Annotated in this window: 15 protein-coding genes; 3 read left to right on the top strand and 12 right to left on the bottom strand. The window is 69.6% G+C overall.

Annotated elements, in window-relative coordinates:
* From PKE44_RS07725 to PKE44_RS07700, 6 genes are all read right to left on the bottom strand, one after another.
* The coding region (locus tag PKE44_RS07725; protein WP_324549751.1) for a TCP-1/cpn60 chaperonin family protein at positions 1-400 on the bottom strand (400 nt) is incomplete at its 3' end.
* A gap of 2 nt (positions 401-402) precedes the next feature.
* On the bottom strand, positions 403-912 hold the full coding sequence (locus PKE44_RS07720) for a hypothetical protein (protein ID WP_324549749.1): 510 nt from the start codon (positions 910-912) through the stop codon (positions 403-405).
* Between the two features lie 30 nt (positions 913-942).
* A complete protein-coding gene (locus tag PKE44_RS07715) occupies positions 943-1,404 on the bottom strand; it encodes a DUF4150 domain-containing protein (RefSeq protein WP_324549747.1) in 462 nt (153 codons plus the stop codon).
* 84 nt (positions 1,405-1,488) lie between these two features.
* Positions 1,489-1,941, bottom strand: coding sequence for a DUF6484 domain-containing protein (locus PKE44_RS07710; protein ID WP_324549745.1), 453 nt, complete (start codon positions 1,939-1,941; stop codon positions 1,489-1,491).
* A 2-nt stretch (positions 1,942-1,943) separates the two neighbouring features.
* Positions 1,944-4,118: a type VI secretion system tip protein TssI/VgrG gene (tssI, locus tag PKE44_RS07705; protein WP_324549743.1), complete on the bottom strand. Its 2,175-nt coding sequence runs from the start codon at positions 4,116-4,118 to the stop codon at positions 1,944-1,946.
* A gap of 21 nt (positions 4,119-4,139) precedes the next feature.
* Positions 4,140-5,498, bottom strand: a complete 1,359-nt coding sequence (locus tag PKE44_RS07700; protein ID WP_324549741.1) for a tetratricopeptide repeat protein — start codon at positions 5,496-5,498, stop codon at positions 4,140-4,142.
* Between the two features lie 180 nt (positions 5,499-5,678).
* Between PKE44_RS07700 and PKE44_RS07695 the strand changes: the two genes are divergently transcribed.
* Both PKE44_RS07695 and PKE44_RS07690 read left to right on the top strand, forming a co-directional pair.
* Positions 5,679-6,626: an ABC transporter ATP-binding protein gene (locus PKE44_RS07695; RefSeq protein ID WP_324549739.1), complete on the top strand. Its 948-nt coding sequence runs from the start codon at positions 5,679-5,681 to the stop codon at positions 6,624-6,626.
* Complete coding sequence (locus PKE44_RS07690; RefSeq protein ID WP_324549737.1) at positions 6,623-7,456, top strand: ABC transporter permease; 834 nt, start codon at positions 6,623-6,625, stop codon at positions 7,454-7,456. The genes PKE44_RS07695 and PKE44_RS07690 overlap by 4 nt, the downstream gene beginning before the upstream one ends.
* A 27-nt stretch (positions 7,457-7,483) precedes the next feature.
* Here the strand turns inward: PKE44_RS07690 and PKE44_RS07685 are convergent, their stop codons facing one another.
* The 4 genes from PKE44_RS07685 to glnK (PKE44_RS07670) all read right to left on the bottom strand — a co-directional run bounded on the left by PKE44_RS07685 (position 7,484) and on the right by glnK (PKE44_RS07670) (position 10,675).
* Positions 7,484-8,302, bottom strand: a complete 819-nt coding sequence (locus PKE44_RS07685) for an endonuclease (protein ID WP_324549735.1) — start codon at positions 8,300-8,302, stop codon at positions 7,484-7,486.
* A gap of 129 nt (positions 8,303-8,431) precedes the next feature.
* On the bottom strand, positions 8,432-8,770 hold the full coding sequence (gene glnK / locus PKE44_RS07680) for a P-II family nitrogen regulator (protein WP_324549733.1): 339 nt from the start codon (positions 8,768-8,770) through the stop codon (positions 8,432-8,434).
* Between the two features lie 153 nt (positions 8,771-8,923).
* Complete coding sequence (locus tag PKE44_RS07675; protein WP_324549730.1) at positions 8,924-10,270, bottom strand: ammonium transporter; 1,347 nt, start codon at positions 10,268-10,270, stop codon at positions 8,924-8,926.
* A gap of 66 nt (positions 10,271-10,336) precedes the next feature.
* Entirely contained in the window at positions 10,337-10,675 is a 339-nt protein-coding gene (gene glnK, locus PKE44_RS07670; protein ID WP_324549728.1) for a P-II family nitrogen regulator, read from the bottom strand.
* A 307-nt stretch (positions 10,676-10,982) separates the two neighbouring features.
* Between glnK (PKE44_RS07670) and PKE44_RS07665 the strand changes: the two genes are divergently transcribed.
* On the top strand, positions 10,983-11,279 hold the full coding sequence (locus PKE44_RS07665; RefSeq protein WP_324549726.1) for an accessory factor UbiK family protein: 297 nt from the start codon (positions 10,983-10,985) through the stop codon (positions 11,277-11,279).
* Between the two features lie 59 nt (positions 11,280-11,338).
* Here PKE44_RS07665 and PKE44_RS07660 read toward each other — a convergent pair whose 3' ends face one another.
* Both PKE44_RS07660 and PKE44_RS07655 read right to left on the bottom strand, forming a co-directional pair.
* Positions 11,339-11,755 (bottom strand): HIT family protein, encoded by a 417-nt coding sequence (locus PKE44_RS07660; RefSeq protein WP_324549724.1) that lies wholly within the window; start codon positions 11,753-11,755, stop codon positions 11,339-11,341.
* An 84-nt stretch (positions 11,756-11,839) separates the two neighbouring features.
* Positions 11,840-12,982: YifB family Mg chelatase-like AAA ATPase (locus PKE44_RS07655; protein WP_324549722.1), on the bottom strand; the 1,143-nt coding region annotated here is incomplete at its 5' end.

Raw genomic sequence — 12,982 nt, 5'->3', positions numbered from 1 at the left:
TGCTCTTGAGGTAGTCGACGACGGCCTCGACCGCCTTGTCGATGCCGCGCTTGACCTCCATCGCGTTGACGCCCGCCGCGACGATCTTGAGGCCTTCCTTGAAGATCGCCTCGGCCAGCACCGTGGCGGTGGTGGTGCCGTCGCCGGCGTCGTCGCTGGTCTTGCTCGCAACCTGCTTCACGAGCTGGGCGCCGAGGTTCTCGAACTTGTTTTCGACCTCGACCTCCTTGGCCACGGTCACGCCGTCCTTGGTGACGAGCGGAGCGCCCCACGACTTCTCGATCACGACCTCGCGGCCCCGCGGCCCGAGCGTCGCCTTCACCGCTTCCGAGAGCACCGTCACACCGCGCATCACGGCGGTTCGCGAGTCGTGTCCGAACTGAATGTCCTTCGCAGCCATACCTACTCTCCTCCCTGTCGAAAGTGTCGAAATGATTGAGGCTTCAGTGACATCGGCGGTCGGGACATCGAGCCGCCGCGACTCGGTTGCGGGTTGCGGAGCCGGACCAGCCGCGCCGCCTCGGCGCGCCAGCGCTGCGAGGGCGGCGGCAGGTCCTCCTCGGCCTCGGGATCGTGCAGGCGGTCTTCGAGAAAGCCGTCGGACACCAGCAGCACCATCCCGAAGTGCGCGGCCTCGGCGCCGGCGAGCGGGGTGCGGGCGAACAGGTCGGCGAGCGCGTGATGGGCGAGCGCGAGCGTCTTGGCGAAGCCGACGAAACCGCTGGCGACCAGCGGCACGGCGTGGCCGGCGACCGGCTCGCCGCCGAAGACCTCGGCCGCGCTCCACTGCAGCACGTCGAGCGCGCGCAGGCGGTTGAGACCGGCGCGCGCCGCGGCACAGGCGACGACGGCGTCGAGGCCGAGTGCCGACACCAGGCCGATGCCGGTGATGGCGACGGGAGGCGTGCTCATCGGAGGCTCATCGACAAGGGTTCGACGGCTTCAGAAACTTTCGCCGCAGCACCAGCAGACCACGTCCTCGTCCGACGGCAGCGCGATGATCGGCCCCTGCAGCACCGGGAAGGGCGGCGTGTTCTTGTCGTTGTGCAGCATCAGGTCGAGCGCGCGGCAGACGTTCTTGCCCTCGGCCTGCACGTCGAACGAGAAATTCACGAACTCGGCCTTGCCCTTGATCTTGTTCGATGCGACGCCGAGCAGGCTGCCGGGCTCATCGCCGGTGCTCATGCGGAAGTTCGAATCCTTGACGCAGATCGGATTGCCGTCGGCGGTGACGCTGCTCGCGGTCGAGGCCGAATCGCTCGACTGCGCGATGTTCGGGTACGGGATCGGAATCGGCGGCGCCGGCGGGGCCGGCGTCTTGCAGACATCCGGAAACGCGGTCGTGATGCCGTTGCTGCCGGCATGCACGACCGAAAGCATGTTGACGCCGACGGTCACGGGCATCGCGAAAACCCCGGGTGGGCAAGGAAGCGGTGAAGGATCGGAGGAGGGCCGGTGGAGGTGCGCGGGTGGCGGTCCGCCCGGCCGTCAGTTGATCTGCACCGACGCGCCGCGGATGCGGTGGCTGGCGGCGGCGCGGCTGGTGATGTTGACGCCGCGCACGATGACCTCGCCGTCGCGCGTGAGCACGATGCGCGCCGGCCCGCAGCGCAGTTCGAGTTCGCACGCGGCTTCGAGCACGACGCGCTCGCCGTCGAGCGCGACATCGGCCGGCGCGAGCCGCGTGGCGAGGACGCCGAGGATCAGCGGCTGCGCGCCCGAGACATCGAGCCAGACCGCGAGCGGCGCGTGGCCCGGACGCTGGCCGTCGAGCACGTGCGCGAGGAAGCGCGCCGGCTGCGGCGCGCCGTGCGCATTGCCGGGCCAGTCGACCAGCGGCCGGCCTTCGGCGTCGATGCCGCTCCAGAGCCCCTCGGTGCCGCCGCTGCCCGCCGGAACCGGCGCGGGTGCTGCCGGAATCCGCAGCGTGATCTGCTTCATGCTCAGTTCTCCGCGATCTTGCTGCCCTTGATGACCACGTCGCCGCTGCCCTTGATCGTGATCTTCGCGCCCTTGATCAGGATGGTGCCGTCCTTCTTCAGCGTCAGCTCGGCCGAGCCGGTCTTCAGCGCGATCTCGTCATCGGCGACCAGCTGGATGCGCTTGGCCTGCAGCGAGTAGTCCTTCTTGACGGTTTCCTTGCAGTTCTCGCCGACCTCGGTGGTCAGGTTCTTGCCGATCTTGTTGGTCTGGTCCTTGTCGATGGTCTCGGTGACGGCGCCGCCGACCTCGATCGAGCGGTTGCCGCCGATCGTCACCGAATGCGCCCCGCCGACCACGTCGGTCTTCTGCAGGCCGACCTCCTCGCTCATCGCCGCGCCGACGGCGATGTTCAGCAGGCCGCCGACGGTCAGCTCCATCGCCGCGCCGACGGTTTCGGAATAATTGATGCCGACGGTCTCGGTCAGGTTCGAGGCGACCGAGACCTCCATGTTCATGTCGATGCGCTCGACATGGTTGCCGACGATGTGCACGGTCTTGTGCCGGTCGACGGTCTCGGACTTGTCGCGCCCGACCACCAGCGTGCGGTCGCGCCCGGTGGTCTCGGAGCGGTCGTGGCCGACCGACAGGGTCTGGTCGTTCTCGACCTCGTGCAGTTCGTCCTTCTCGGCGTGGATGAACAGCTGCTCGGAGCCCTTGAGATCCTCCATGCGGATCTCGTTGCAGTTCGCCGTCGAGCCGCCCTTGCTGGAGCGGCTGCGCCAGCCGCTCTGCGTGGCGTTGGCCGGCAGCGCGAACGGCACCGGCTGCTCGCCGTTGTAGACGCGGCCGGTGATCAGCGGCCGGTCCGGATCGCCTTCGAGGAAGTCGACGACGACCTCCTGGCCGATGCGCGGAATCATCATCCCGCCCCAGCCCTTGCCGGCCCAGACCTGCGCGACGCGGATCCAGCACGAGCTGTGCTCGTCCTGGCCGTCGTAGCGGTCCCAGTGGAAGTGCACCTTCACGCGCCCGTACTTGTCCGTGAAGATTTCCTCGCCGGCCGGACCGACGACGATCGCGGTCTGCGGCCCGAGCACCTGTGCCGGCGGCGTCAGCGGCTCGCTGCGAAACGGCAGCTGGTTGTCCTGCGCGGCGATGTCGAGTTCGAAGTCGAGTTTCCCGGCGTTCGGGCCGCTGTGGTAGGCGTCCTGCGTCAGCCGGTATTCGGCCGACGTGATCAGCAGTTCGATGTTGAGCTTGTCGTTCGGGCAGCCGCTCAGCGTGAACAGCGCACCGCACGACAGGCCGCGGGCATCGCCGGTGAAGCGGCATTCGGCGGCGCGCGTGCGCAGGGCTTCGAGCTGCGTGCGCGCGTAGTGCTCGCCGGGGCTGGTCTGCGTGTAGGCGCCGGGGTAGTCGTAGCGCTTGTAGCCGGCGGCCGGACCGCTCGCGCTCGAGGCGGCCAGCAGCTGCGCCGACGGGCGCTCGAAGTCGAAGTCGTTCAGCGTCAGCGCCGAGGTCTGCACGCTCAGCGCCTGCGACCACGCCCACAGGTGATCGCGCGGCCGGCGCCCGAGCTGGTCGGGCGGGAAGTACGGCACTTCCTCGTAGCCGGGCTGCGCGGCGAGGCTGGCGTTGTCATCGACCAGCACCAGCACATGGCGCCCGTCCTCGTGGCGGAAGTAATAGAAGATGCCTTCCTTCTCCAGCAGGCGGCTGACGAAGTCGAAATCGGTCTCGCGGTACTGCACGCAGTATTCGCGCGGCGCGTAGCTGCCGTTGAGCTTCAGTTCGTAGTCGGCAAAGCCGAGGTTCTCGAACACCTGCTTGACGATGTCCGGCACGCTCTTCGCCTGGAAGATGCGGCAGTCCGAGCAGTGCGTCAGCAGCCAGAACCACGGCCGCAGCCGCACGCGGTAGGTGGCGATGCGCCCGTCGCTGCCGCTCTGCCCGAAGCTCGCGACGATGCCGTGGAACCAGCGCGAGCCGTCGCCGGACGGCAGTTCGAGCTCGACGCCGAGCGGCTTGCCGAGCAGCTCGGCCGGGTCGATCGCGAAGTCCTCGGAGGCGAGTTCGAGTTCGTATTCGAACAGGCGCCCGAGCCGCTCGCGGCCGTGCAGCCGGCGCAGCAGCAGCTTGTCGGTACCGAGGCTGCAGCTGACCGTGACCGGTCGGTTCGCCTGCGTGATCGGCATCGGGGGTCTCCGGGGATGCGTTCAGTCCGCGCAAGCATAGCCGGGCGTCGCCGGCCGGCGCGCGAGCACGACCAGGCCCTCGACCGGCGCGCCGCGCTCGCGACGCAGCACGACCGGCTGGCTGCGCAGCTGCCCGAAGCCGGCCCCGGCGAGCACGCGCAGCGGATAATCCGGCGCGTGGCTGTAGCGGCCGCAGGCATTGAGCCGGTGATCAAGGGCTTCGGTGTGGGTTTCGAGCGTGAACGCCAGCCAGCCGCCCGGGCGCAGCGCGGCAGCGGCAGCGGCGGCAAAGTCCGCGAGCGGCCCGAAGTAACAGAGTGTGTCGGCGGCGACCAGCAGGTCGAACGCGCCGGGATGAGCATTGAGCCAGGCACACAGTTCGGCGGTTTCGAGTGCGTCGTACATCGCCAGCGCCGCCGCCTGTTCGAGCATCTTCGGTGACAGGTCGACGCCGCTCAGCTGCCGCGCATACGGGCGCAGCAGCGGGCCGCACAGGCCGGTGCCGCAGCCGGCATCGAGCACGTCGAGCGCGGCGGCCGGGGCGTCGAGCACCAGCGCCAGCGCATCGGCGAGGCGCTCGGGCGCGTGGTAATCGAGCGTCCCGCGCAGGTGCGCGTCGAAATGGCCGGCGTACTGGTCGAACAGCCCGCGCACGACGGCATCGCTGCAGCGCGCCGGTGCCGGTGCGCCGCCGCAGGCGGCAAGGCGCAGTTCGGCGAGCGGATGACCGGGTTCGAGCGCGAGCCAGGCGCGGTAGGCCACGGCGGCCTCGTCGAGCCGGCCGAGGCGCGACAGCGCATGGCCGAGCGCGCGCGTGGCACCGAGGTGCTGCGGATCAAGCGCGAGCGCCGCGCGGTGATGCACGGCCGCGGCCTCGTATTCGTGACAGCGTTCAAGCAGCGTCGCCAGCCGGTGGTGATCGGCCGCCGAGCTGGCTTCGAGTTCGAGCGCGTGCCGGTAGGCCTCGATCGCCTCGTGCCGCCGGCCGGCGGCATGCAGCACGACGCCGAGGTTGTTCCACGCGGCGACCAGCGCCGGCTCGGCGGCGAGGGCGGCGCGGTATTCGCGCTCGGCCTCGTCGAGCCGGCCAAGGGTCTGCAGCACGTTGCCATGGTTGCTGCGCAGGCCCGCGTGGCCGGGGGCGACCGCGACGGCGCGGGCGAGCCATTCAAGCGCCGCGTCCTCGTGCCCGCGCTGGAATTCGAGCAGACCGAGGAAGTGCAGCGCATCGGGCTGATCCGGCAGTACGGCGAGGATCTGCCGGTAGACCGGCTCCGCCGCATCGAGCCGGCCCTCGCGCTGCCAGCCGACCGCGAGCGCGAGCGCCTGTTCGAGCGTGACGGCTTCGGTCGGGGGGTCTTCACCGCTGTCCGGGTACATGGCGGGTTCTCCTGCAGGCGCTTGCGTGCCGGCGAGCGTAGCAGCCGCGACCGGCGCGCCGGGCCCGGGGGCAAGCACGGCTTATGCACGGTCAACCCGCGCCCATACCGCCATCGGCTTGCCGCTGTCCGGGGCAGGCGACCATAGTTGGCGCCCGCCCGCCGACCCCGCCGCACCGACATGCATCCGCCCGCCCTGCGCATCCGCCAGCTCGTCAAGACCTACCGCAGCGGCGTCACCGCGCTGCACGGCATCGACCTCGACGTGCCGGACGGCGACTTCTTCGCGCTGCTCGGCCCGAACGGCGCCGGCAAGTCGACGACGATCGGCATCGTCAGCTCGCTGGTCAACAAGACCGCCGGCCGCGTCGAGATCTTCGGCCACGACCTCGAAGCCCAGGCCTGGGCGGCGAAGCGGCTGATCGGACTGGTGCCGCAGGAATTCAACTTCAACCAGTTCGAGCCGGTCATCGAGATCGTCGTCAACCAGGCCGGCTATTACGGCATCCCGCGCCACGTCGCCCGCCCGCGCGCCGAGGAACTGCTCGAACGGCTCGGGCTCGCGGCCAAGGCCCGCGACATGGCGCGCGAGCTCTCCGGCGGCATGAAGCGGCGGCTGATGATCGCGCGCGCGCTGATCCACGCCCCGCGCCTGCTGATCCTCGATGAACCGACCGCCGGCGTCGACATCGAGCTGCGCCGCTCGATGTGGGAGTTCCTGCGCGAGACCAACGCCGCCGGCACGACCATCATCCTGACCACGCACTACCTCGAAGAGGCCGAGAGCCTCTGTCGCAACATCGCGATCATCGACCGCGGCCGGCTGGTCGAGCACACCGACATGAAGTCGCTGCTCGCGCGCCTGCACACCGAAACCTTCGTGCTGAACCTCGCCGCGCCGCTCGTCGCGCTGCCGCTGCTGCCCGGCTACGTGCTCGATCGCGTCGACGACACGACGCTGGAGGTCGAGGTCAGCAAGGAGACCGGCATGAACGCGCTGTTTGCCGGCCTGGCCGCACACGGCATCGAGGTGCTGAGCCTGCGCAACAAGTCGAACCGGCTCGAAGAGCTGTTCATCCGTCTCGTCGAGAGCGGCGCCGAGGCCCGCGCCGCCGGAACCCCCGCATGAAACCGACCCCGCCCGACATCCTCGCCCCGGCGCTCGGCGCCGGCGAAGCGCCGCCGTCCGAGTTCGCCGGCTGGTGGACCGCGTTCGTGACGCTGCTGATCAAGGAGGTCCTGCGCTTCGCGCGCATCTGGATCCAGACCATCCTGCCGCCGGCCGTGACCACGGCGCTGTACTTCGTGATCTTCGGCAAGCTGCTCGGCGCGCAGCTGCCGCCGATGGACGGCATCGGCTACCCGCAGTACATCGCGCCCGGCCTGATCATGCTGGCGATCATCACCAACAGCTATGCGAATGTGGTTTCGAGCTTCTACGGCTCGAAGTTCCAGCACAACATCGAGGAACTGCTGGTCGCGCCGATGCCGAACTGGCTGATCCTCGCCGGCTTCGTCGGCGGCGGCGTACTGCGCGGGCTGGCGGTCGGGGTGGTCGTGACGATGATCGCGCTGACCTTCACCGACCTGCACGTCACGCACTGGGGCGTGACCGTCGGCGTCGTGTTCCTGACCGCGGTGCTGTTCTCGCTGGCCGGGCTGATCAACGGCATCTACGCGAACAGCTTCGATGACATCGCGATCGTGCCGACCTTCGTGCTGACGCCGCTGACCTATCTCGGCGGCATCTTCTATTCGATCAACCTGCTGCCGGACTTCTGGCAGAACGTGTCGCTGGTCAACCCGATCCTGTACATGGTCAACGCCTTCCGCTACGGCATCCTCGGCGTGTCCGACATCGGCATGCTGCAGGCCTTCTCGCTGATCGGCGCCTTCGTGCTCGGGCTCGGCGCCTTCGCGCTGTGGCTGCTGAAACGCGGGGTCGGCATCCGCAACTGAAGCCCCGCCCGCCGCCTCCGGCCGGGCTCAGTCACCGACGAAGGGATTGGCATTGCCCTGCAGCGCGCGGATGCGGCGGTTGCGTTCGCGCTCGAAGCTGTCCGGCGGGTCCTGCCGGTTCCAGGCCTCGTAGAGCTTGCGGTCCTGATCGGAGAGCCGGAAACCGTAGGTCTGCGCCATGTACAGCATCGTGCGCGCGATGTCGCCGCGGATGCGCGCCGGCGGCTCGACGCGCCGCTCCCCGGCGTCGATCTCGAAGTCGCAGCGGCCGTAGGCGCGCTGCTCGCCGGCGAGCATGCCCCAGTTGTAATCCTGGCGATCGCCGTTGACCTCGCCGACCACCGGATACAGGTTGTGCAGGTCGTTGTGCGCGGCGCGGAACACCGGATCGACCTTCTCGCAGCACTCGCGCCCGCCGAGACGCCGGCCGCCGGCCGTCGTGCATTCGGCGAACTCGCGCGGCTCACGCCAGCACTGGCGGAAGTTGCCGAACTGCGCGGCCGGGAACACGTGCTCGATCTCGATGCGCGTCGCGCGGCTGGCATTGCTGCGCGCCTCCAGCCCGCAGCCGGCGGCATCGACCTGCTTGTCGGCATCGAAGCGGCAGCCGCAGTAGAAATCCACGCGCCGGTCGCGGTAGACCTCGCCGAGCAGCTGGCGTTTGGCGGTCTCGAAGCTCTTCGGCGTCGCCGGCAGGTTCGAGGGCACCGGATCGGCAGCCCTGGCACGGGCCTGCGCGTCCTCGCGATCACAGCCGGCGAGCAGCAGCAGGCCGGCGAGCAGCAGGCAGAGAACACGAAGCATGCCGGGCTGACCGGCATCGGGGCGCAGGGATCGGGCGGTCATGGGCGGGGCTGTGCAGGACATCGGCATCCGTGCCGGGATCGGATCGGGACCGCGGCAGGGGCCGGGAACCACAGATGCGAAAGGCGCCGCAGGCGCCCTTCGGGGTGAAGCAGACGGGGAGCGTCCGGCCTACAGCGCTTCGCTGCCGGTCTCGCCGGTGCGGATGCGGATCGCCTGTTCGAGGTTGAACACGAACAGCTTGCCGTCGCCGATCTTGCCGGTGTTGGCGGCGCGCGCGATCGCGTCGATGACGCGCTCGACATTCGACTGCTCGCAGGCGATCTCGACCTTCACCTTGGGCAGGAAGTCGACGACGTACTCGGCGCCGCGGTACAGCTCGGTATGACCTTTCTGCCGGCCGAAGCCCTTGACCTCGGTGACGGTGATGCCCTGGATGCCGATCTCGGCCAGCGCTTCACGCACGTCGTCGAGCTTGAACGGCTTGATGATCGCGGAAACGAGCTTCATGGGGGGCTGTCCTCGGGGTGGTGCGCCAGATGGGGATGGCCGGACTATAAACCAAAAACAAGGCCGCGCATGTCCGGGCTCCGGACATGCGCGGCGGCAGATGGCCGGCCGGGCGCAAGGCCCGGCAGCGGCTGACAGCAGGCCGGCGGCGGCTTACAGGATGTAGCCGCGCTCCTCGTGCAGCGAGATGTCGAGACCCTGGGTCTCTTCTTCCTCGGTGACGCGGATGCCGACGATCGCGTCGACGACCTTCAGCGAGATGAAGCTGATCAGCGAGCTGTAGACGACCGTCACCAGCGCGCCCTTGGTCTGGATCCACAGCTGATCGGCGATCGAGACGCCCTCGGCCAGACCCTTGCCGCCGAAGGCCGCATCGGCGAACAGGCCGGTCAGGATCGCACCGATGATGCCGCCGACGGCGTGCACGCCGAACACGTCGAGCGAGTCGTCGTAGCCCATCGCGCGCTTGAGCTTGGTCGAGGCCAGGAAGCAGACCAGACCGGAGATCAGGCCGAGCAGCAGCGCACCCATCGGGCCGGCGGTGCCGGAGGCCGGGGTCACGGCGACGAGGCCGGCGACGGCGCCGGAGGCGATGCCGAGCACCGACGGCTTACCGTGCGCGATCCACTCGGCGAACATCCAGGCCAGCGCGGCGGCGGCGGTGGCGACCTGCGTGGTCAGCATGGCCATGCCGGCCGAACCGTCGGCAGCCACGGCCGAACCGGCGTTGAAGCCGAACCAGCCGACCCACAGCATCGAGGCGCCGATCAGCGTGTAGCCGAGGTTGTGCGGGGGCATCGCGGTGACCGGGAAGCCCTTGCGCCGGCCGATCACGAGGCAGGCGATGAAACCGGCCAGACCGGCGTTGATGTGCACGACGGTGCCGCCGGCGAAGTCGAGCACGCCCCAGTCCCACATCAGCGCGCCGTCACCCGACCAGACCATGTGCGCGATCGGCAGGTAGGACAGCGTGAACCACAGCACGATGTACAGCAGCAGCGCCGAGAACTTCATGCGCTCGGCGAAGGCGCCGACGATCAGCGCCGGGGTGATGATCGCGAAGGTCATCTGGAAGGTCGCGAACACCGACTCCGGGATGGTCAGCGTCAGGCTGTCGCGGCCGACGCCGGCCATGAAGGCCTTGCCGAGTCCGCCGATGAACGAGTACAGGTTGACCTCGCCCTTGACCATGCCGGTCGTGTCGAAGGCGACCGAGTAGCCGTAGACGACCCACAGCAGCGTCACCAGCGCGGTGATCGCGAAGCACTGCATCATCACCGACAGCACGTTCTTCGAACGCACCATGCCGGCGTAGAACAGCGCCAGACCGGGAATGGTCATGAACAGCACGAGCGCCGTCGAGGTCAGCATCCAGGCGGTGTTGCCGGCATCGAGCGTCGGCGCGGCGGCGGGGGCGGCGGCTTCCTGGGCCAGCGCCAGCGCCGGCAGCAACAGCAGGCCAAGGGCGCCGAGGCCCTTGATCAGGGGGTTATTCGTCATTGTCGGGAAACTCCTGCAAGGATGAGTCCGGGGTGCGCGCGGTCCGGCCGCGCTGTCGTGATGGGATCAGAGCGCGGCGGCACCGGCCTCGCCGGTGCGGATACGGATCGCCTGTTCGAGGTCGTAGACGAAGATCTTGCCGTCGCCGATCTTGCCGGTGTTGGCGGCCTTGGTGACGGCGTCGACGACGCGCTCGACCAGCGGATCATCGATCGCGATCTCGAGCTTCACCTTCGGCAGGAAGTCCACGACGTACTCGGCGCCGCGATAGAGTTCGGTGTGGCCCTTCTGGCGACCAAAGCCCTTGACCTCGGTGACGGTGATGCCCTGCACGCCGATCTCGGACAGCGCTTCACGCACGTCGTCGAGCTTGAACGGCTTGATGATGGCAGTGACCAGTTTCATGTAGGGAGCTCCTGATGGCCCGCGGTTCGATCTGATTCGCCGTGCGCAGCGACCGGTGACGTCTCGGCCCGCTGCTGCGATGCCCCGGCCGGCGGTATGCTGCTTTGCGGCGTGAAGCACAGGACATGCCATTGGCCGGCCACGCCGATGTTTCAGACGTTTGAAGCCGTGGGCGCACCAAAGCCGCGCGCATGCTCGCACCACCAGGGAATGGTGCGCCATATCAGGGCACCATATTGGTGCACACACCCCGTTCCCGCCGGCCGGATACCCTGACCGGACCCAACCACCCCCGAGGACTCCCGCCATGCTCGACCCGAAAGTCATCGACGAATTTGCCCGTCGCATCGCCGAGAGCGTGCCGCCGGGTCTGCGCACGCTGCAGCAGGACATGGAAAAGAATTTCCGCGCCGCGATGCAGGCGGCGTTCGCGCGCATGGATCTGGTCACGCGCGAGGAATTCGACGTGCAGACGCAGGTGCTGACGCGCACGCGGGCACGGCTCGAAGCCCTGGAGCGGCGCGTGGCGGATCTGGAGGCACGGTTGCCCGCGGACGGTGCAGAGTCCGCCACCGCGCCCGGGCCGGCGGCCTCGGACCTCTGAAGCCGTCCGCCCGCGGCGGCCCGCACGCATACCGTGCAGGCCGCTGCGGGCGTGGACGATCACAGGGCGGCGCGGATGCGTCCGGCGAGCCCGGCCAGCACCGCCGGATCGGCCTGGTCACGGCCGTGCAGGCCGGGCCGGGCGCCGGGATAGCAGGGCACGACGTGCACGTGGTAGTGGAATACCGTCTGTCCGGCTTCGGCGCCGTTGAACTGGCGGATCTGGAAACCGGCCGGTCCGAGCCCGCGCATCATCGCCGCCGCCAGCCGCCGGACGCTGCGGTGCACGGCGGTGAGCGCATCGTCGGGCATCTCCAGCAGGTTGGCGGCGTGCAGCTTCGGGATCACCAGCGCGTGACCCTCGCTGGCCGGGAAGATGTCCATGAAGGCGATCGTGTCCTCGTCCTCGAACACCTGCACGGCGGGAATCTCGCCGCGGACGATGCGGCAGAACAGACAGTTCGGGTCGTGCGTCATCGCGCGCGTCTCCTGATGGCCTGATGGCCTGATGGAATGTGGCACCGGTACCGGCGGCCAGCCTAGCGCGCGCTCCGCAGCGCGTCAGCGGCCGCGATCCAGCCGCCGGTAGCCGATTGCCTCGGACAGGTGCGCCGTGGTGATCCCCTCGCTCGCGGCCAGATCGGCGATCGTGCGCGCGACCTTCAGGATGCGGTGATACGCGCGCGGACTGAGGCCGAGGCGCTCCATCGCCGCCTCCAGCAGCCGCTGCTCGGCGTCGCCGAGCCGGCAGTCGCGCGTCAGCTCCCGCGGTTCGAGCCGCGCGTTCGCCTTGCCGGCACGCGCGAGCTGGCGTTCGCGCGCAGCCAGCACGCGCACGCGCACCACGGCGCTCGGCTCCTCGGGAGTCTCGCCGCGCAGCGCCGTGCGCGGCAGGCGCGGCACTTCGAGCTGCAGGTCGATGCGATCGAGCAGCGGGCCGGACACGCGCGCCCGGTAGCGCTTGACCTGCTCGGGCGAGCAGCTGCAGCTGCGCTCGGCGTCACCGAGATAGCCGCAGGGGCAGGGGTTCATCGCCGCGATCAGCTGGAAGCGCGCCGGATAGTCGGCCGAGCGCGCCGCACGCGCGATCGTGATGTGGCCGGATTCCATCGGCTCGCGCAGCACCTCCAGCACGCGCGGGTTGAACTCCGGCAGCTCGTCGAGGAACAGCACGCCGTGGTGCGCGAGCGAGATCTCGCCGGGTCGCGGATTGCCGCCGCCGCCGACCAGCGCCACGCCCGAGGCCGTGTGATGCGGTGCGCGGAACGGCCGCCGCCGCCAGTCCTGCAGCCGGAAGCCCTGCGTGCTGACCGAGGCCACGGCCGCGGTCTCGATGGCCTCGGCCTCGGACATCGGCGGCAGGATGCCCGGCAGGCGCGCCGCCAGCATCGACTTGCCGGTGCCGGGCGGCCCGCAATACAGCAGGTTGTGCGCGCCGGCCGCGGCGATCTCCAGCGCGCGTCTGGCATGCGCCTGCCCGAGCACGTCGGCCAGATCCGGCAGCGCCGGATCGGCCGCCGGCAGACCATCGAGCCGGTGCGGTGCGAGCCGCACATCGCCGCGCAGATGCGCGCAGACCTCCAGCAGATGACGGGCCGGCAGCACGGTCAGGCCCTCGACCAGCGCCGCCTCGTCGGCGTTGTCGGCCGGCAGCAGCAGCGCCCGGCCGGCATCGCGCGCCGCCAGTGCCGCCGGCAGCACGCC

Origin of the sequence: Plasticicumulans sp. (assembly GCF_035331805.1) — a bacterium.
Classification (GTDB): Bacteria; Pseudomonadota; Gammaproteobacteria; order Competibacterales; family Competibacteraceae; genus Plasticicumulans.
Note: the sequence above shows the minus strand (reverse complement) of the source record. Positions and strands in the feature narration are given on the sequence as shown.

Bases quoted from the DNA above. Each gene is read 5' to 3' on its own strand.
- glnK (WP_324549733.1), bottom strand. From the start codon at position 8,770: ATGAAGCTCGTTTCCGCGATCATCAAGCCGTTCAAGCTCGACGACGTG.
- PKE44_RS07660 (WP_324549724.1), bottom strand. From the start codon at position 11,755: ATGACGCACGACCCGAACTGTCTGTTCTGCCGCATCGTCCGCGGCGAG.
- tssI (WP_324549743.1), bottom strand. From the start codon at position 4,118: ATGCCGATCACGCAGGCGAACCGACCGGTCACGGTCAGCTGCAGCCTC.
- PKE44_RS07695 (WP_324549739.1), top strand. From the start codon at position 5,679: ATGCATCCGCCCGCCCTGCGCATCCGCCAGCTCGTCAAGACCTACCGC.
- PKE44_RS07715 (WP_324549747.1), bottom strand. From the start codon at position 1,404: ATGCCCGTGACCGTCGGCGTCAACATGCTTTCGGTCGTGCATGCCGGC.
- PKE44_RS07665 (WP_324549726.1), top strand. From the start codon at position 10,983: ATGCTCGACCCGAAAGTCATCGACGAATTTGCCCGTCGCATCGCCGAG.
- PKE44_RS07690 (WP_324549737.1), top strand. From the start codon at position 6,623: ATGAAACCGACCCCGCCCGACATCCTCGCCCCGGCGCTCGGCGCCGGC.
- PKE44_RS07720 (WP_324549749.1), bottom strand. From the start codon at position 912: ATGAGCACGCCTCCCGTCGCCATCACCGGCATCGGCCTGGTGTCGGCA.
- PKE44_RS07675 (WP_324549730.1), bottom strand. From the start codon at position 10,270: ATGACGAATAACCCCCTGATCAAGGGCCTCGGCGCCCTTGGCCTGCTG.
- glnK (WP_324549728.1), bottom strand. From the start codon at position 10,675: ATGAAACTGGTCACTGCCATCATCAAGCCGTTCAAGCTCGACGACGTG.
- PKE44_RS07710 (WP_324549745.1), bottom strand. From the start codon at position 1,941: ATGAAGCAGATCACGCTGCGGATTCCGGCAGCACCCGCGCCGGTTCCG.
- PKE44_RS07685 (WP_324549735.1), bottom strand. From the start codon at position 8,302: ATGACCGCCCGATCCCTGCGCCCCGATGCCGGTCAGCCCGGCATGCTT.
- PKE44_RS07700 (WP_324549741.1), bottom strand. From the start codon at position 5,498: ATGTACCCGGACAGCGGTGAAGACCCCCCGACCGAAGCCGTCACGCTC.